This is a genomic window from Chitinophaga solisilvae (genome assembly GCF_009928525.1).
Lineage (GTDB): Bacteria > Bacteroidota > Bacteroidia > Chitinophagales > Chitinophagaceae > Chitinophaga > Chitinophaga solisilvae.
In genome coordinates, this window is record NZ_JAABOK010000004.1 from 138,253 (window position 1) to 156,388 (window position 18,136).

Consider the following 18,136-nt stretch of genomic DNA (forward strand, 5'->3'; position numbering starts at 1 on the left):
AGCCGGTCAGATGCTCCAGGTCTGAATACCATGTTGGGTGAAGTGGTAGCGTTTCACGTCGCCGCCGAAGTGGCTGAGTGCATCTACTACTGCAAACCTCGTATTTTTAGGGCAATAGAAAATCATGAAGCCGCCGCCACCTGCGCCGGAGATCTTGCCTCCGCTGGCGCCGGCCCTGCGGGCTGCATCGTATATTTCGTCCAGCTTGCTGTTGGTGATACCTTTGGCCATCTGCTTTTTGTATTCGAAGCCGTAGTTGAGGATTTCACCGATTTTATCAATGGTGCCGCGCAGCAATGCCTCTTTCATCATAACGGCCTGTTCTTTCAGGTGATGCATGGCCGCAATGGAGTCATCGTTTTTGTCGGTAACATTTTTCTGTTGTTCAGAGATGATGGAGGAAGACAGGCGGCTGGTGGAGGTGTAAAATAGCACCAGGTTGTTTTCCAGCTCGTGCAGGTATACTTCCTTGATACGGAGGGGGTTTACAATCACTTTATCTCCCTTGTAGAACTCCATGAAATTCACACCTCCGAAAGTGGCTGCGTACTGGTCCTGTTTCCCGCCGGCCTGCTGCAGGTCTTCTCTTTCGATGGAGTAGGCAAGGTGGGCCATATCATATTCTCCCAGCGGCAGTTTGAGCCATTCCGCGAAAGCGCCAAGTACGGCCACCACCAGGGTGGAGGAGGTGCCCAGCCCTGATCCGGGAGGGGCGTCCACATAGGTGGTCAGTTTAAAGCCGGTAGCCGGCAGGTTACCATAATCCTGCTGTACTCTGTTGATGACACCTTTGAGTATATCCAGCTGTCCGTCTAACGGCAGGGGATACACGGCATCGTAGGAGCGTTGTTCTTTTCTGTCTGCCGATTCAAAAATCACTTTCCCGTTTGTCAGCGGCTCAATGGAGGCGCGGGCATAAAGGGAGATGGTGGCATTGAGGATGGCGCCGCCGTATAAGTCCGAATACGGACTTACATCAGTGCCGCCACCGGCAAGACCTATACGTAGAGGTGCTTTGCTTCTGTAAATCAATGGTTTAATTTTTTTAGCTGTTATCGGCTAATGTATGAATTTCTTTTGCAAGCCGGGCCCACGAATATTTCAGTTTTTCTGTTTTGAGGGCTGTGACCATCTCCGCTTCATGGTTGCCGGTAAAATATTTTTCGATGGCTTCCGCGATAGAAGCGGGATCGGGTTCGCACTGAAATCCGACCACACCGTCGGGTACCATTTCCAGGAGGCCGCCTACGCGGGTTACCACCATGGGCTTGTCAAAATGGTAGGCTATCTGCGAAATACCGCTCTGTGTGGCGCTTTTATAAGGCTGTACTACCAGGTCGGCGGCACAGAAATAATTTTTCACGTCTTCTGTAGGAATGAAGTCAGTATGCATGATGATGCGGTCGCCCAGCCGGAGTTCCTGCAGCAGTTGCTGATAGGGGGCAGCATCTTCATAATATTCTCCTGCAACGATGGCGTGTACATCCAGCTGCTTCATGCGTTCATCGGCCATCGCTTTGAGCAGCAGATCCAGCCCTTTATACTGGCGGATAAATCCGAAGAAAAGGATGTAGCGTTTTCCGGGTTGCAGCTGCAGCCGGCGACGTGCTTCTTCTTTGGAAACAGGTGTGCCGTAGTTATCATAAATCGGGTGGGGGATGAGAGAGGCTTTCTTATGTGGCTCAAAGGTGCGTAGGTCGTCCAGCACAGACTGGCTCATCGCCACGAAGGCGTCCACCGGTTTCAGGAAGTATTTGGTAAAAGCCACATCTCCCGGCCGTTTTTCGTGCGGCACTACATTATCCAGCACTGCAATTACTTTTGTCCTGCTGCTTTTTCCCACCCGCAGTAAGGTTCCCAGGGCAGGTCCCATAAAGGGCAGCCAGTATTTGGTAATAATTATATCGGGATTCATTTTGCGGATCTTCCTGCCGGTAATCAGCCAGTTCAGCGGATTCACGGAATTGATCAGCCTTTTGATACGCAGTTGTGCTGGCGCAGGGTCGGATGAATACTGGCTTTTGCCCGGAAACAGGAACCCGGGGTACTGCACGGTAAACGTATAAATCTCTACATCGTCCGTCTGCTGCAGTTCTTCCGCCAGCCGTTCATTATAAGCAGCCAGCCCACCCCGGAAGGGATAGGCTGTGCCGAGAATAAGTATTTTCTTTTTAGGAGAAGCCATTTTATACTGGTTACAATTACGAATTACGAATTGCGAATTACGAATGTAGAAGCGAAGATATAAGTGTAGATTAAAGGTGATACTTAATAGCTATCCGCTTTAATCTACACTTATATCTTCGCTTCTACATTCGTAATTCGCAATTCGCAATTCGGAATTCATAGTTAATTCGATTTGTCCATTCTCGCTTCCACCAGATACGCGTTACGTTCGGGCGCATTACGCGTTACCAGTTCGCCGATAAATCCGGTGAGGAACAGTTGTGAACCGATAATCATGAACAACAGGGCGAGATAGAACACGGGTCTGTCGGTCATGTTGTATTTATCGTAAAAGAATTTGGCAAAGGTGAGATAGAAGGCGATCATGAAGCCGAAGAAGAAGAAGAGGGTGCCGAGTGCGCCGAAGAGGTGCATGGGGCGTTTACCGAATTTGCCGATGAACATGATGGAGGCGAGGTCCAGGAAGCCGTTGACGAAGCGTTCCAGGCCGAATTTGCTCACACCGTATTTACGGGCGCGGTGTTCCACTACTTTTTCCCCGATTTTGCGGAAGCCGTTCCATTTGGCGATGACCGGGATGTAGCGGTGCATTTCGCCGTATACTTCTATGGATTTCACCACTTTTTTACGATAGGCTTTCAGGCCGCAGTTCATATCGTGCAGTCTGACGCCGCTCATGCGGGTAGTGGTGTAGTTGTATAATTTGGAAGGGAGATTTTTTGTAAAGGCATTATCGTACCGTTTCTTTTTCCAGCCGCTGACGAGGTCGTAGCCATCTTCGGTAATCATGCGGTAGAGTTCGGGTATTTCATCCGGACTATCCTGCAGATCGGCGTCCATGGTGATGATAACATCTCCCTGGGCGGCGCTGAAGCCTTCGTTGAGTGCAGCGGATTTGCCGTAGTTACGTTGAAATTTAATGCCCTTGATGCAATGATTCTGTGCCCCCAGTTGTTGTATTACATTCCAGGAATCGTCGGTGCTGCCATCGTCTACCATCCATACCTCGTAGGTAAAATGGTGAGCCTGCATTACCTTGTCGATCCAGGCGGCTAATTCAGGTAGTGATTCTTCTTCGTTCTTCAGGGGAACGATTACAGATATGTTTAAATTCATTGCAATTCTCCTTGATATATTTTGCGTCGGGCTATAGCCTTTCTCATTACAGATTGTCGGACGGCAGATCTGATGCTGATTTCAGATTTTTTTTGCCGATAGCGGCGCCGATCAGGGAACCGATAACCCCCATCATGACATTACCGAATAAGGTGGTACCGATTATCAGCGGCAGGAATATTTTCCTGGTCATTGCCAGACCCTGTTCTATTACTTCCTCAGATTGATGCTGCTGTTCCATTTTTTTTCTGGCAGCTTCGAGCGCCTGTTCCTTCATATCGGGGAAGATATAGACCAGCAGCACGGTAAAAATCACGGAAATCACAGTGATGACTGCCGTTGTCCGGAACCCATTCGCAAAAATGCTGCCGAAAGTACCGCCGACAGCCTGTTTTGAAAAGGCGATGCAGGACAGCACCACGCCTGCTACCAGTGCGATGCCGCTGAGCCAGCCTACCCAGCTTTCTGTATTTATTTTCAGCAGAAAGGTGGTGATGGAAATCAGGATCAGTACGAGTGCTGTAATTAATCCGTACGCTACATGAGGTTTGTTTGTCATAGTAACAAGTTGTTTAAGTATAATAGGTATAAGTTGGCAACTGTTTATTTGGTGAACTGCCCTTTGTTGATGGTGGCAATCACTTTTCCTTTCAGTTGGGTCCCAATATAAGCTGAATTTTTAGATTTGGAAGCGATGTCCCCGGCAGTGAACTCCCAGGTGGCTTCCGGGTCAAAGATGGTCAGATTCGCTGCAGCGCCCTCAGCGACGGCCGGCTGCGGTTGTCTGAAGATGGCACGGGGTTTTTCGGTGAGCATACCAATAAGCTGTTCCAGTGGCAGCTGGGGAAGGTATTGTCTCAGCACTCCGAAGCAGCTTTCCAGACCGATCATACCATTTTTGGCATATTCAAATTCCACCTGTTTGGCATCCCATTCCTGGGGTACGTGGTGGGTGGCAATGCAGTCGATGGTGCCGTGCAGCACTGCTTCCTGCAGGGCTTTCACGTCATCGGCGGTACGCAGCGGCGGATTTACCTTCAGGTGGGTATCATAATTTACCAGCCCGGCATCTGTTAAGGACAGGTGGTAAGGTGTTACAGAACAGGTAACCTTGATGCCGTCAGCTTTGGCGGCAGCAATGAGTGCGACGGACTTGCGGGTGCTGACACCGGTGATGTGCAGGCGGGAATCCGTGTATTTCGCCAGTTCCAGGTCGCGCTGAATAATCAGCTCTTCTGCCAGGGCCGGTTTGCCGGGCATCCCCAGCTGGGTGGAGTAGATGCCTTCGTGCATCAGGCCATGCGCGGAAATACTCTGATCGTCCGGCAGCTGGATGAAGGTACCGTCGAAAGCCTTGATATACTGCAGGGCTTTCAGCAGCAGTCCGGGTGACTGTACGGGTTTCAGGCCATCGGAGAAGGCTACTGCGCCTGTCTGCTGCATTTCATACATTTCAGCAAGACCGCTGCCTTCCAGGTTCTTGGTGGCAGCGCCAATAGGCAGTACATCTACCGCCGTATGACGGGTTTTACTCAGTACATATTCGATTTGCGCCTTCGTATGCAGGGCAGGCTGGGTGTTGGGGACTATCATAACAGCGGTGTAACCGCCGGCAGCTGCCGCCTTCACGCCGCTGTGCAGGTCTTCCTTGTGTTCCAGACCCGGATCACAGAACTGCGCAAAAATATCCATCCATCCTGCCGATACATGCAGGTTTTCGCCGGAAATCACAGTGGCGCGGGCATCTTCCAGATGGTCGCCCACCTGGTGGATAATACCGTTCTGAATGGAAATGTCTTTTTGCTGCCCGTGATATGGGGAGGAAGGCGCTATAATCTTTACGTTTTTGAGTAATATGTGCATGCTTTACTTTCTATTCAAATATCAAAACCTGTCCAAAAATACAGGGGCAAATGTAACATAAAATGTTATAAAATAGCAGCGGGCCAATCGCTTTTAGCTCCTGCCCGTGCCGGTAACGGCCCGTTTGGGCATCTTCCGTTTCAGGTTGGTATGATAATTGAAAACAGAGGGGTAGCAGATCAAAATAACACCAGGATGATAGATTATCTTACTAACCTCGTCACACGGATATGCGACCGCTCGGAACAATTACATAATGGTCAGACGGTTAGCTGGCAGGCACTCCGGGAAGCCGAACAACTGGCCAATCATGCCTATATTCCTGTTTTGTATCAATATATTGAAACTGAACCTCAAAAGGAAAAACGCATTGCCGCCGCTTTTATCATTACCCAGCTTTCCAGGAATACCAATGACCCGGAAGTGATCCGCTTCCTCATGGACCGGCTGAAAGCTGAACAGGACACTGATATTGTTACTGCCATCCAGCAAAACCTGGAATCAGGGCTGCCTGTCCCCGGCTATATAAACCTGCAACCCCTTTTTAACAATACTTTATCCGCCAATAACAACGTACGCCGTTCCGCATTGCTGGCCCTCCGGGGTACCAACAACCCTGCCGTGGAAGAATGGGCGCTGAACCTGCTCAAACGCACGGTGAACGACTACGATGTATATTATATAGTATTACTGCTGCATAAAACAGGTACCCAGAAAAGCCTGCCGGTACTACGCCGCCTCCTCGAACATTCCCGCCAGGATGTGAAAGCCCTCGCTTTCGCCACCATTGCGGATATCGAAAAGGAAAAGGAAGCCATGTTCTACATGCGCTGCCTGCAACGCGGCCACCTGAAGTTCGAAGCCATGGAAGCGATCTACAAATATGCAGACGAATCCGCCATCCAGGCCGTCATAGGACGCATCACCGAACTGCTCTCCAAAAGACGCAGCAACGCCCGGCTTACCATCGAAACCTTCAAAAACGGCTTCACTGACCTGATGCTAGGCATGGAATTTCTCTCCCGCTTCCGGGCTGCCAAGGCAGAAGTCAAAAAAACCTTCTCCTGGATCACCGAAACCCGCGCGGACTACCTCCTCCCGGAAGAAAGGGAATGGATTCAGCGGAATTTGCCCAGCGTAGCAATGGTTAATAAATAATTACGAATTACGAATGGCGAATTACGAATGTAGAAGCGAAGAGCTAAACGATGATTAAGGAGGATATGTAATAGTTATCACCTTTAATCATCGTTTAGCTCTTCGCTTCTACATTCGTAATTCGCCATTCGTAATTCGTAATTATTTACATTTGGGACTTAACTAAAGAAACAATGACAAAGGGGTTATTATTGCTTTTGACGGGTTGTATGGCAGGCGGGATGCAGGTTTCGTATGCACAGCAGCAAATGTATACGATGGCGCAGGCTACCAACGGGCTTCGTCAGGATCTGGCGCCGGAGCGCCTGAAACAGTTTGAATGGGTACCTGGTGAAAATGCCTATACCCGGACGGTCAACGCCAATGGTACTGCAGCATGGGTGAAATATACCGTGCCTGCAGGTAAAGGGCAGGCAGCGGCGGATACGCTGGTTACGCAGGCAGCACTCAGTCAGCAGCTGGCAGGAAAAAAGCAGCTGCGCGGTTTACCGGCTATTCGCTGGATCAATGCCACTACTGCCTGGTTCAGTGTAGGTAATACCTTGTATACCGGCATCCTGCAGAACGGGAAAATGACTTTTACCGTTTGGTGCACGCTGCCGGAAGAGGCGGAGAACATTACGGTAAATACAAGCAGCCGCCAGATTGCCTATACGGTGAAAAACAATCTTTTCCTGCGCAATGCCGAAGGAAAGGAAACCGCCGTTACCAGCGACAGCAACATCAATATCATCAATGGTAAGAGCGTACACCGCGAAGAATTCGGTATCGATAAAGGTATCTTCTTTTCTCCGCAGGGCGACCTCCTCGCTTTTTACCGCATGGACCAGCAAATGGTCAGCGACTACCCGGTAATTGACTGGTCTGTAGTACCTGCTCATGCTAATATTATCAAGTACCCGATGGCAGGAGGTAAATCCCATGAAGTAACCCTGGGCGTTTATCAGCCGTCAACCGGAAAAACAGTATTCCTCAAAACCGGCGGCCCGGCAGATCATTACCTGACCTGCGTCACCTGGGCCCCCGATCAGCAGTCCGTATATGTGGCCCTGCTGAACCGGGAACAGAATCACCTGTGGCTGAACCAGTACAGCGCTGCTACCGGTGAACTGATGAAAACACTTTTTGAAGAAACCGACAGCAAATACGTACACCCTTCTCATCCGCTTACCTTTGTGCCGGGCAAACCGGACCAGTTTATCTGGTTCAGTGACCGCGACGGCTATACGCATCTCTACCTGTATAATACACAGGGACAGCTGCTGAAACAGCTCACCAAAGGCAACTGGGTGGTGAATGAACTGCAGGGCTTCAACAGTGCTGCCAATGAAATGATTGTTACCACAGCGAAAGAAAGCCCGATGGAAAAACATATCTACGCAGTGAACCTGAAATCAGCCGCCATGAGGCGCCTGGAACAGGCCGCCGGCTGGCACGACGCCCAGGTAAGCAGCAATGGCGCATACATACTGGATACCTACAGCGCGAAAGATGTACCCGGATCTGCCAGTATCATTTCACTCAACGGTAAGTTCCGTGAAACCCTGCTGACTGCCGCCGATCCGTTGACGCATTTCAAACGCCCTGAAATACGCCAGGTAACACTGAAAGCAGATGACGGTACTCCTTTATATGGTAAACTGATACTGCCGGCAGATTTCGACTCCACCAGGCAATATCCGGTGGTGGTATATCTTTACAATGGTCCTAATGTACAGCTGATCCGCAATACCTTCCCGTACAGCGGCAACCTGTGGTACGAATACATGGCACAGCACGGCTACATCATCTTCACCATGGATGGCCGCGGCAGCGCTAACAGGGGCATGGCATTCGAACAGGCTACCTTCCGTCAGCTGGGAACCGTTGAAATGAACGATCAGCTGCAAGGCGTGGCATACCTGAAATCACTGCCCTATGTGAATCAGCAGAAAATGGGCGTTCATGGCTGGAGCTACGGCGGATTTATGACTACCTCCCTGATGCTGCGCCACCCCGGCGTATTCCAGGCAGCAGTTGCCGGCGGCCCGGTAATCGACTGGAGCATGTACGAAATCATGTACACCGAAAGATATATGGATACGCCACAGGAAAACCCCGAAGGATACGCCGCTTCCAACCTGCTCACGCAAACCGGCAACCTGAAAGGCAACCTGATGCTCATCCATGGCACCAACGACGATGTAGTGGTATGGCAGCATTCCATCAACTTCCTCAGGGCCTGTGTGGATAACGGCGTACAGGTAGATTATTTCGTGTATCCGGGACATTTGCACAATGTGCTCGGCAAAGACAGAGTACATTTGATGCAGAAAATTACGGACTACTTTGATAGGAACCTGAAATAAGTAATTACGAATTACGAATTGCGAATTACGAATGAAAGCGAAGAGCTAAGCGAAGATCATATTTGATTTTCGCTTAGCTCTTCGCTTTCATTCGTAATTCGCAATTCGTAATTCGTAATTATTTCACAATCCCGTTTTGTTACTCTTATATGCCCTCGGAATATAGCTGATTTCCGAGAACGTGCTGGTACAGGATTCTCCTAACGGGGATTGAGAGGAGAAGCCCAGCCTGCAAGGGCCTTTAGGCTGGAAATTCACCATTCTGGCGGATTCCCAGGCTTTGCCGTCGAAGGAATAAAAGAAGCCGTACATGTTACCGGATTTGCTCAGCCGCAGATAAACCTCGTTCGTAGGGGCGAAAGCGTTATTACTGCCATCAGTGTAAGTATTGGTAACGCTGGAGCAAACGAGCATTTTCTTGTCACCGGTGAACTCAAAAAGAAATTTAAGCCACTGGGTAGAATCGGCCATCAGGTAGATGGCGCCACCATCGTATTCTTTCCTGAAATCCACCTTTACTTTTACCGTCAGTATAAAGTCCTTGTCTGGCGTGAAAGCCAGGATGGGTGCGGTAGCCACGTTATAGTTCCCGCCGGGGTAGTTGAAAAAATCTGAGCCTTTGGCGCCGGTGATGGTCAATGCGTTGTCCGTCACCTGGAAACTTTTGGGTGTATTGATCCAGGAGAAGGAGTGAGGGATGCCTTTCACCTGGATGCTGTCAGCCGGAGTGGCGGCCATAGCGCTGCAACATAATATCAGCAGGCAGTTGAGCAGATGTAATTTCTTTTTCACGGATTGAGTTTTTTTTAGAGGGAAAAGATAGAAAAATATTTATTGGTAAGGGGAAGATAATTTAGCAGAGAAAGCCCGATAAAACGATTACCTTGACATCTCTATTGATAATAAAACAGTTAACAATGAAGTACGTTGTATTGGCCCTGGGTCTTTTATCAGCCACAGGGCTGTTTGCACAAAAAAAACATAAGGCTTTATTTATTATTGCAGATGGGATTCCTGCTGATGTCATCGAAGCGCAGCCAACACCTAACCTGAAGCGTATTGCGGCAGCAGGCGGATATACCCGTGCGTATGTGGGCGGAGAGAAGAATGGTTATTCCCAGACGCCCACTATCTCTGCCGTAGGCTATAACAGTCTGCTGACAAGTACCTGGGTGAACAAACATAATGTGTGGGATAATGATATCGCCGCACAGAATTATTACTATCCCAGTATTTTCCGCTATTTCAAAACGGCCTATCCGCAGAAACAGACCGCCATCTTTTCCTCCTGGCAGGATAACCGCACCAAACTGGCCGGTGACGGGCTTCCGCAGACAGGCGGCTTACGTATAGATCATGCGGTAGACGGACTGGAGCTGGACACCGTGCAATATCCGCATGATAAAAATAAATGGTACATGCACCTGATCGATTCAACGGTAGTGGAGAAGGCAGCAGCCTATGTACGCAGCAACGGGCCAGACCTTACCTGGGTGTATCTCGAATACAGCGATGATATGGGACACCGCCATGGTACCGGAAAAGAAATGGACACCGCCGTGCGTATGACAGATGATTATGCCGGAAAAATCTGGGATGCTATCAGGTACCGGGAACAGCATTTCAACGAAGAATGGCAGATTTACATTACGACCGACCATGGCCGCGATGCCAGCACCGGTCATCATCACGGCGGGCAATCAGACAGGGAACGCACCACCTGGATTGTTACCAATGCCAAGGGACTGAACAGCTATTTTAAAACCGCGCAACCCGGTATTGTAGATATATTGCCATCTATGGCCCGCTTCCTGGATATAAAAATACCGCAGCATTATGAACGGGAGTTAGACGGCGTTGCGCTCACCGGCGCCGTATCACTGGCAAAACCCGCCGCTGTACGTGATAATGACCACCTGCAGGTGACCTGGAAAGCCTATGATAAAAAAGGGAAAGTGAAAATTTTCGTCACCACCACCAACAACTTCAAAACCGGCGGAAAGGACGAATATACGCTGCTCGCAACAGTACCGGTCAGCAACGGACAAGCCACTCTCAACATTAAAAATATGCCTTCCACGTTTTATAAGATAGTACTGGAAGCCCCCCACAATACTGTTAATACCTGGATCACCCAATAGGTTAATTTGTTTATTTTTTTATTTGAGATTTTCTCTCTTATCAGTGTCTCCGTATAAGTAAAAGGCAGACACTGATAAGAGAGAAAATCTCAAATAAAAAAATAAACAAATTTAAAGCAGCTTCTCTATAACGGGGCGTATGCGTCTGGCAAAACGCTCCATTCCTATATCGGTTGGGTGAACACCGTCTACGGTGCCTTCGTGGTCATCTCCCAGAAAGCCTTCTCCGCTGGTATAATGCAGATTTTTTACCCCTGACTGCAGAAGTTGCAGGTAGGCTTTTTTTAGCGCTGCCCTTTTCCGGAATACCATTTCTTTCATGTCTTTTTCGAAGTATGCATTTTCATACATGTAATTTTCTACCAGCAGGATAGGCACCCGGGGTTTGCATTGGCGTAGCTGTCTGATAAGCGCCACAGCGCCGGGTTGTATTTGCTCTGCATCGGTATTGGGATTGCAGTCTATAACGATAAGTGCCGGATCTGTTTCACAGATGGCGGCGCCTACGCTGGTTTCAAATTTACCGTTGCCGCTGAAGCCCAGGTTAATAAAGGGACGTTGCAGCTGGCGGGAGAGAATGCTGGTATAGGCCATGCCGGGGCGGTTGGCGCAGCCTCCCTGTGCAATGCTGGAGCCGTAATACACGACCGGTTTTTTATCCAGCAGTTGCTGCCCGCGTGGTTTTTCGATGACAGCTCCTTCATTTACGCCGATAGCTAAGGAATCGATGCCATCGTACAGCGGGAGGTAGAGCAGGTATTCCCTTTGTACCGGTTCGCCTTTATGCAGGAAGGTTTTTTCGGAACTGCTGCTGCCATCAGGGATTGCACTGTTGACGAACTGCCATTTATTATTCACCAGCGCGTAGAGGTCCAGTCCTTTTATGCCGGTGGCGGTCATATGGTTCATGGCGAAGTTGTTGATGACTTTCCATCTGGCAGCGATGGTAGTGGCGTTGGAAGAGAAGCGGACCGCGATGCCGGCAGTATTCCGGCTCAGATACCATACCTCTGGTCTTACGGTAGCCTGGTATTTTGCCGGCAGCCGGTTGTAGCTGGAATCGTTAAGATACCTGCCGATGAGAGGAAACTCCATGGCGTTATGATAGACAAGGGATTGCGCCCGGGCAGCAGTCATCAGCAGGATGACAGTGAATAAGGATAGCAGCGTTTTTTTCATCGGGAATTAATTATTGTTGGCAGAAAGATAATACAGGAAGCAGTGAAAAAAGGGCTTTTTTATCGTTTACGCAAACGCTTGCGCGGTTAACGCAAGCGTTTGCGTATGCGGAATGTTAAAAGAATTATCTAACATAGTGGTGCAATTAAGAAAACAGATTTTAGCGCGCGAAGCAGCTATCAGAACAGCGAACAATGAGGTCGATGCCTTTGCCACGGTATAAGCTGTGGCAAGGTTATCGCCAGCAACCCTTTCTCACCTGTCATGTATCACAAGTTGTGATTCCATCAGCATATTATTATATTCATTTAATGCATGTTCTCCGCTCAGGAGGGATAACAGCATATTGGTTGCCGCCTTGCCCTGTTCGTAAGGGAACTGCTCTACAGAAGCAGCGGGGGGGAAGGCCGTATAGCCGCTTACCGGCGTATTGGCGTAAGATACAAAAGTTATATCCTTATTTATCTCCAGTTTTTGTTTAAGCGCATATTGAACGGCATCCATGGCAACGTAATCGTTGAAGGTAACGATGGCGGTTACCTTCCGTTTGAGGGACAGCAGGTATTCCATGGCCTGGCTGGTGCCGGCGGCGGTGAGGTCTGCATTCACAATCAGTTCCGGATCATATTTAAGGCGATGTTTGCGCAGGGCCTTGATGTAGCCGGTAGCGCGTTCCTTGCTGGCTACAAGCTGTTCCGGCCCGTTAATCATGCCGATCACGCGGTGTCCTTTTTTCAGCAGAAAATCCACCGCCTGTATAGTGCCTGATTCGAGGTTGCAGGAAACGGTGTGTATATTGGGAAGATCCGGAATACGATCGAAGAAAACGACCGGGATCTTTGCCTGACGCAGCATTTCAAAGTGATCGTAGTTACGGGTGTTTTTACCGATAGAAACAATGCAGCCGTCTACCCGGTGTTGTTTCATGCTTTGAATGATTTGTTTTTCGCGGGCTTCATCATCGTGCGACTGGCCCAGTAATACTGTATAGTCGTTGCTGTAGGCGGTGTCTTCAATGCCGCTGATAGCGCTGGAGAAGAAGGCTTCTGAGAGTTCCGGTAACAGGATACCGATGGTAAATGTCCGGCCCTGCTGAAAGTATACAGCGGTCTGATTGCGTTCATAATTCATTTCTGCAGCCAGTTGTTTCACCCTGGCTTTCGTGCGCAGTCCGATACTGTGATGATCGTGCAGCGCTCTTGAAACAGTAGATACAGAGATGTTTAGCTTTTTTGCAATTTCCTTTATTGTTGGTTGACCCGAAGAAACCACCTTTCTCATACATTTACAGCAATTAATGGAAAACAGATACAGCAATTATACGCTGGCGGCCAAGTTACTTAGTTATTATAAAATATTAACTTTTTTTTATGGTTACGCGCAATATGCCTAATATACGATTGTTTTCCCGATAAATTAGGGTTAATTATATGTGTTGGACCGCCTAAAGAACTGCCTGCTTTCATTCGGCCTGCTATTTGCAGTATTCCCGTACCTTCCATTGTCTCCCTATATTAATTTTATATATTTTATTTGTTAGATTTATTAAAAATCACAATTATGAGAATCGAACGATTAGCTATCCCAGTGGCATTGATCGGCATTTTTGCCAGCTGTTCCGCACCCAGGAAATTAAGGGAATCCGAGGCCAGATATGCCCGGCTGGATAGCTTGTATACATCCACAGAAGCCCAGCGTAGAAAATGTGAAGAAGATGCGGCCAGAGCTGCTGCGGCCTATAAAGACAAACTGGAGAACATGTCTGAACAGCAGACGCAGCTCAAAGCCAACAATTCCCAGATGCTGGACCACCTGAAGGAGTTATCGGTTATTTCCAGTTCCCAGGCAGAAAGCATCAAGAAATCGCTGGATAATATCGGCGCCAAGGATGCATATATCAAAGATCTGCAATCTGCTATCGCACGCAAGGACTCCCTGAATATGCAGCTGGTGATGAACCTGAAAGGAGCCATTGGCAATATGGATGACAAGGACATCAACATCAAGGTGGAAAAAGGCGTTGTGTATATCGATATCTCCGATAAACTGCTGTTCAAGAGCGGTAGCTATGAAGTAGCTGACCGGGCAAAGGAAGTACTGGGCAAGGTAGCCAAGGTACTGATCAACCAGCCGGACATCGAATTCATGGTAGAAGGGCATACGGATAATGTGCCTTACCGTCCGAATGTACTGCTGGACAACTGGGATCTTAGTGTGAAAAGAGCTACTTCCGTAGTACGTATCCTGCAGAATCAGTATAATATTCCTGCATCGCGTATGACTGCTGCCGGAAGAAGCGAATTTATTCCGGTTGCCTCCAATGATACGCCGGAAGGCCGCGCTGCCAACCGCAGAACAAGGATTGTGATCCTGCCTCAGCTGGATCAGTTCTTCAAACTGCTGGAGAAACCAGCTAACTGATAACTGCTTTCAGGTAGCAAAAAAAATAATGGCGGAGATGTCAGTAAGAGAAGAAAATCTTCATCTTATTTTCATCTCCGCTTTTTATTTTTACAACCGAATTAATTTAAGTGATATGAGTGACGCATTATTCTGTGACCCCATCAGTGGCGTATGTGAAATTCCCGGTGCGGGAACACCCGCCGGTGCTGCAGCAGCAGCCGCTATACCAGCAGACAAGCCGCTGCGCATCGTTTATTTTACCGATCCTATCTGCTCTACCTGCTGGGGTATTGAGCCGCAATGGCGCAGGTTGAAACTGGAATACGGCCATGTACTGGATATCAGTTACCACATGGGCGGATTATTACCTTCCTGGAAAGTATACAACTCCGGCGGCATCAGCGGCCCGGCAGATGTGGCGCATCATTGGGAAGAAGTGGCCGTGCATTACCAGATGCCTATAGACGGCAGCGTGTGGCTGCAGGACCCGCCGGATTCTTCCTTCCCGCCGTCCCGCTGGTTTAAAGCAGCACAGGTACAGGATACCCATAAGGCAGTTATCTTTTTAAGAAGATTACGGGAGATGATTTTCATGGAAGCCATCAATATCACCCGGACGGAAGAAGTGCTGAAGGCCGCCGCCTACGCGGAACTGGACACGGTGCAGCTGGAACAGGATTTCGCAGAAACAGCACCGGCCCTGTTTGAAGCAGACCTGCAGCTGAGAAAAGAAATGGGCGTGCGTGGATTTCCTTCTGTATTTTTCGTGAATGCAGACGGTACATCAGAACTGGTGTATGGCGCAAAACCTTATCAGGTATTCATCACTGCCTTACATAAACTGCTGCCTGCCGCACAACCCAGAGCCTATGCAAAAGATATAGCCCTGTTTTCCTATTTCCCGACGCTCACTACAAAAGAGTATGCCGTACTGAATGACATGTCTTTTGAAGCCGCGTACGAGGCGCTGGAGGCATTCAGAGAGCAGGGGAAGGTGTCAGTGCTGGAAGCAGGAAAAGGTCATCTGTGGCGTGTTACAGCGGACTGAATCCGGGTTTCGCCGGTTGTTTTTTACCGTAGAAATAAGTAATACTGAACATAAAATAGCGTGACAGGTTGTTAGCCTGTATCGTTTCGCGGAAAGTATCTCCGATCGTAGTCGTGATGGATTTATTTTGCCGGAGAACGTCGTATGCATATAACTTGGCCATCAGATTTTTCTGTCGCAGGAAACTTTTAGATACCCAGAGGTTCAGCAGGGTAAACTGTTGCCTGGCATCTGTATTGGCAATAAAATTAACCGCGGCGCCGCTGCTGACATTAAAAGGCAGAAAGGTGTTGAGGCTGAAAAAAAGGTTATAGCGCAGGTAATCATAATGACTGTCAGGCTGCAGGGAATACTTGTTACTGTTGTAATCCATTCCCACCGTGCCGGTAAGCTCGAACAGTGATTTATACAGGAAAGAAGAGGTGAGAATATGGGTGAATGTAAGATTATCCGTCGTATTCCGGTTATTGTTAACGAGGTTGATGTTGTGCTGTTGCCGGATGATGGAACGGTAGGTAAGACTTATCTCCGGTTTTTTAAAACGCTTGCCCAGCGTAATTTCTCCTCTCCATGCCTGCTGTCCGTCGAGGTTTACCGGCCGGCTTACCTGCTTTCCGGTGGAGTCAGTATTGATTGCGTTTGCAATGGCATTGTCCGTAAGCTGCCCCTGTATGGATGCTGCAAAATTGAGTCCTGTAATGCTGAGTGAGTTATAATTGACTTCCAGGCGGTTGCTGAAGCCGGGCTGCAGATCCGGGTTTCCCAGCTGTATGTACAGTGGGTTGCTGATATTTACCTGGGGCCAGAAACTGGCAGGGGACGGAATTTCATTTACACCGTTATAAGATACCAGCAGTGATTTAAATTCATTGAACTTATAAGTCAGCATTGCATTTCTGCCAATGTTCATATTGTTGTAATAGTAATGTTCCCCCGTTGTCAGGTTATTGCTGGTAATGCGCAGGAACGCAATATCCAGGGAAGCGGTAAAGTTGATTTTATCTTTTGCCAGTTCCAGAACAGGGCGCACGGTATTGGTGGTATTATCATTGGTGAAGTCATAGGAGAGGGAATCGTTCGGAATGATGTATTGCCGTTTCGGATTATCAAAATCAAAAGTCGTCCGTTGATTACTGGTATGGGAATGATTGATGCCGTATAATATGCCCAGCGTAAACAGATTTTTTACCGGCTCTTTGTACTGTACTACTGCAGAAACAGTGGTGGTATTGCTTTCCGGCCTGATAAGCCGGTTCAGTGTGTCCGTGGTATTATTAGCGGCGGTATAATTCCGGTTATAGTTGACCTGGTCGCCATGCATGCTGTTCTGCAGGATCATCGCGTAGAATTCTGCCATGCGCCCCGGTTTGTTGAATTTATACTGGTAATTTACCGTAGTGGCATAACTGAGATTAATGCTGCTGTCGGTCGTATTTAACAGGCCTGCGTTTAGCATTTTTCCTTTGCCGTCCAGGGTCTGGTATTGCTGCTGATCGTTTTTTACCAGTTTATCGCGCCCGAGAGAGGCAATGATATTGAGTTTGTGCCTGGGATGGATCTGGTAATCCATAATCATAAAGCCGGTGGTAGCATCCTTATGCAAGTCCTGCGTGCTGTTGCTGGTATAAAAGTTTGTCTGATTATTCAGGATATTCTCCCGGTCCAGCTTTTCATTGCTGTTATTATCAATAGCCTGGTGGGAAAGGAATACGGAAGCCTTCAGTTTTTTTCTGAAGTCGCCGCCGGCGTTTACCTGGAAATTGTAGGTTTTATTGATTCCTTTCTGGTTGCTGAACATAAACGGCGATTCGCTGACTGTGCTGGGGTCCCGGCTGGTATTGGTATTATTGCCGATGGCATCCGCAATCACCATATGTGTAGTGCGGAACATATTGGCATTGGCGCCGGCATTAAAGCGGTCGTTTCTGCCGATACCTGCTGCCACACTGCCTCTTACTCCTTTCTTCATTTCCTTCTTGATGGTTATATTCAGCACCTTGCCGCTTTCTCCGGGGTTGGCGGCACTGGAGAAATTGCGTTTATCTGCAATCTGGATTTTATCGGCCATGTCGGATTTGAGAATTTCCAGTATACGTTTGGTGCTGCCGCCTTCCTGGGTAACAGCCCTGCCATCTACATGGAGGTCTTTTACCGGCTTGCCCATAAAGAAGATATTCCCGTTTTCATCGATGCTGATACCTGGTATTTTTTCAATCAGATGCTGCATGGTAGCGCTGGGAGCAGTGCGCAGCTGCCCGGCTTCAAACTCTATGGTATCTTTACGGATAGACAGCAACGGGCGGCTGCCTTTTATTTCTATCTTATTCAGTTTTATACTGGCCGCCAGCTGGATATAGTCAAAGGTGAGTATCGTGGTTTTGGGAGTTATTTCCACAGGGATCATCTCCGCCCTGTTACCCATGAAGCTCACAATAAGACGGAAAAAGCCTTCCGGCATATGTTCCAGGGTAAAGTGCCCATGTTCATCAGAAATGGTCTGTGCTTTGAGGATAGATTTCTCTGTATACAGCATCACACTGGCGCCCGGAAGCGGTTGCCTGGTTTCTTTCTGAAATACGGTACCCTTTATTGTTTTCTGGGCTTTCAGAACAGTATAAACATTACAGAAAATAATCAGCAATAACAGTCCTTTATACCTCATATTGTGCCGGTTGGGTTAGATATGCAATGCT

At 48.5% G+C, this 18,136-nt stretch carries 14 protein-coding genes; 5 read left to right on the top strand and 9 right to left on the bottom strand.

Annotated features, from left to right (window positions below; translation table 11 throughout):
- Positions 1 to 6: 6 nt before the first annotated feature.
- The 5 genes from GWG06_RS09340 to GWG06_RS09360 form a co-directional block, all read right to left on the bottom strand.
- A complete protein-coding gene (locus GWG06_RS09340; protein WP_127039566.1) occupies positions 7 to 1,032 on the bottom strand; it encodes a GHMP family kinase ATP-binding protein in 1,026 nt (341 codons plus the stop codon).
- 13 nt (positions 1,033 to 1,045) lie between these two features.
- A complete protein-coding gene (locus GWG06_RS09345) occupies positions 1,046 to 2,185 on the bottom strand; it encodes a glycosyltransferase (RefSeq protein ID WP_127039569.1) in 1,140 nt (379 codons plus the stop codon).
- 164 nt (positions 2,186 to 2,349) lie between these two features.
- Positions 2,350 to 3,303, bottom strand: coding sequence for a glycosyltransferase family 2 protein (locus tag GWG06_RS09350; RefSeq protein ID WP_127039572.1), 954 nt, complete (start codon positions 3,301 to 3,303; stop codon positions 2,350 to 2,352).
- Positions 3,304 to 3,349: 46 nt separating this feature from the next.
- The gene (locus tag GWG06_RS09355) at positions 3,350 to 3,862 is read right to left on the bottom strand and encodes a DUF4199 domain-containing protein (RefSeq protein ID WP_160712775.1); all 513 of its coding nucleotides are present in this window, start codon (positions 3,860 to 3,862) and stop codon (positions 3,350 to 3,352) included.
- Between the two features lie 44 nt (positions 3,863 to 3,906).
- Positions 3,907 to 5,166, bottom strand: coding sequence for a dihydroorotase (locus GWG06_RS09360; RefSeq protein ID WP_160712777.1), 1,260 nt, complete (start codon positions 5,164 to 5,166; stop codon positions 3,907 to 3,909).
- Between the two features lie 195 nt (positions 5,167 to 5,361).
- Between GWG06_RS09360 and GWG06_RS09365 the strand changes: the two genes are divergently transcribed.
- Together GWG06_RS09365 and GWG06_RS09370 are read left to right on the top strand one after the other, a co-directional pair.
- The gene (locus GWG06_RS09365; protein WP_160712779.1) at positions 5,362 to 6,324 is read left to right on the top strand and encodes a HEAT repeat domain-containing protein; all 963 of its coding nucleotides are present in this window, start codon (positions 5,362 to 5,364) and stop codon (positions 6,322 to 6,324) included.
- Between the two features lie 173 nt (positions 6,325 to 6,497).
- Positions 6,498 to 8,672, top strand: coding sequence for a S9 family peptidase (locus GWG06_RS09370; protein ID WP_202182982.1), 2,175 nt, complete (start codon positions 6,498 to 6,500; stop codon positions 8,670 to 8,672).
- Between the two features lie 123 nt (positions 8,673 to 8,795).
- On the opposite strand, the gene GWG06_RS09375 is transcribed toward GWG06_RS09370, so the two are convergent.
- Entirely contained in the window at positions 8,796 to 9,464 is a 669-nt protein-coding gene (locus tag GWG06_RS09375) for a DUF1349 domain-containing protein (RefSeq protein WP_127039584.1), read from the bottom strand.
- A 125-nt stretch (positions 9,465 to 9,589) separates the two neighbouring features.
- On the opposite strand from GWG06_RS09375, the gene GWG06_RS09380 reads away from it, so the two are divergent.
- Entirely contained in the window at positions 9,590 to 10,813 is a 1,224-nt protein-coding gene (locus GWG06_RS09380; RefSeq protein ID WP_160712781.1) for an alkaline phosphatase family protein, read from the top strand.
- A 111-nt stretch (positions 10,814 to 10,924) separates the two neighbouring features.
- On the opposite strand, the gene GWG06_RS09385 is transcribed toward GWG06_RS09380, so the two are convergent.
- The gene (locus GWG06_RS09385) at positions 10,925 to 11,992 is read right to left on the bottom strand and encodes an SGNH/GDSL hydrolase family protein (RefSeq protein WP_160712783.1); all 1,068 of its coding nucleotides are present in this window, start codon (positions 11,990 to 11,992) and stop codon (positions 10,925 to 10,927) included.
- A 255-nt stretch (positions 11,993 to 12,247) separates the two neighbouring features.
- Positions 12,248 to 13,273 (bottom strand): LacI family DNA-binding transcriptional regulator, encoded by a 1,026-nt coding sequence (locus GWG06_RS09390; RefSeq protein WP_160712785.1) that lies wholly within the window; start codon positions 13,271 to 13,273, stop codon positions 12,248 to 12,250.
- Between the two features lie 279 nt (positions 13,274 to 13,552).
- Here GWG06_RS09390 and GWG06_RS09395 point away from each other — a divergent pair, with 279 nt between their 5' ends.
- Both GWG06_RS09395 and GWG06_RS09400 read left to right on the top strand, forming a co-directional pair.
- Positions 13,553 to 14,413, top strand: coding sequence for an OmpA/MotB family protein (locus GWG06_RS09395; protein ID WP_127038574.1), 861 nt, complete (start codon positions 13,553 to 13,555; stop codon positions 14,411 to 14,413).
- Between the two features lie 115 nt (positions 14,414 to 14,528).
- Positions 14,529 to 15,443, top strand: a complete 915-nt coding sequence (locus GWG06_RS09400) for a DsbA family protein (RefSeq protein WP_160712787.1) — start codon at positions 14,529 to 14,531, stop codon at positions 15,441 to 15,443.
- Here the strand turns inward: GWG06_RS09400 and GWG06_RS09405 are convergent.
- On the bottom strand, positions 15,430 to 18,105 hold the full coding sequence (locus GWG06_RS09405; RefSeq protein ID WP_160712789.1) for an outer membrane beta-barrel protein: 2,676 nt from the start codon (positions 18,103 to 18,105) through the stop codon (positions 15,430 to 15,432). The two genes, GWG06_RS09400 and GWG06_RS09405, sit on opposite strands and share 14 nt — an antisense overlap.
- Between the last annotated feature and the right edge of the window lie 31 nt (positions 18,106 to 18,136).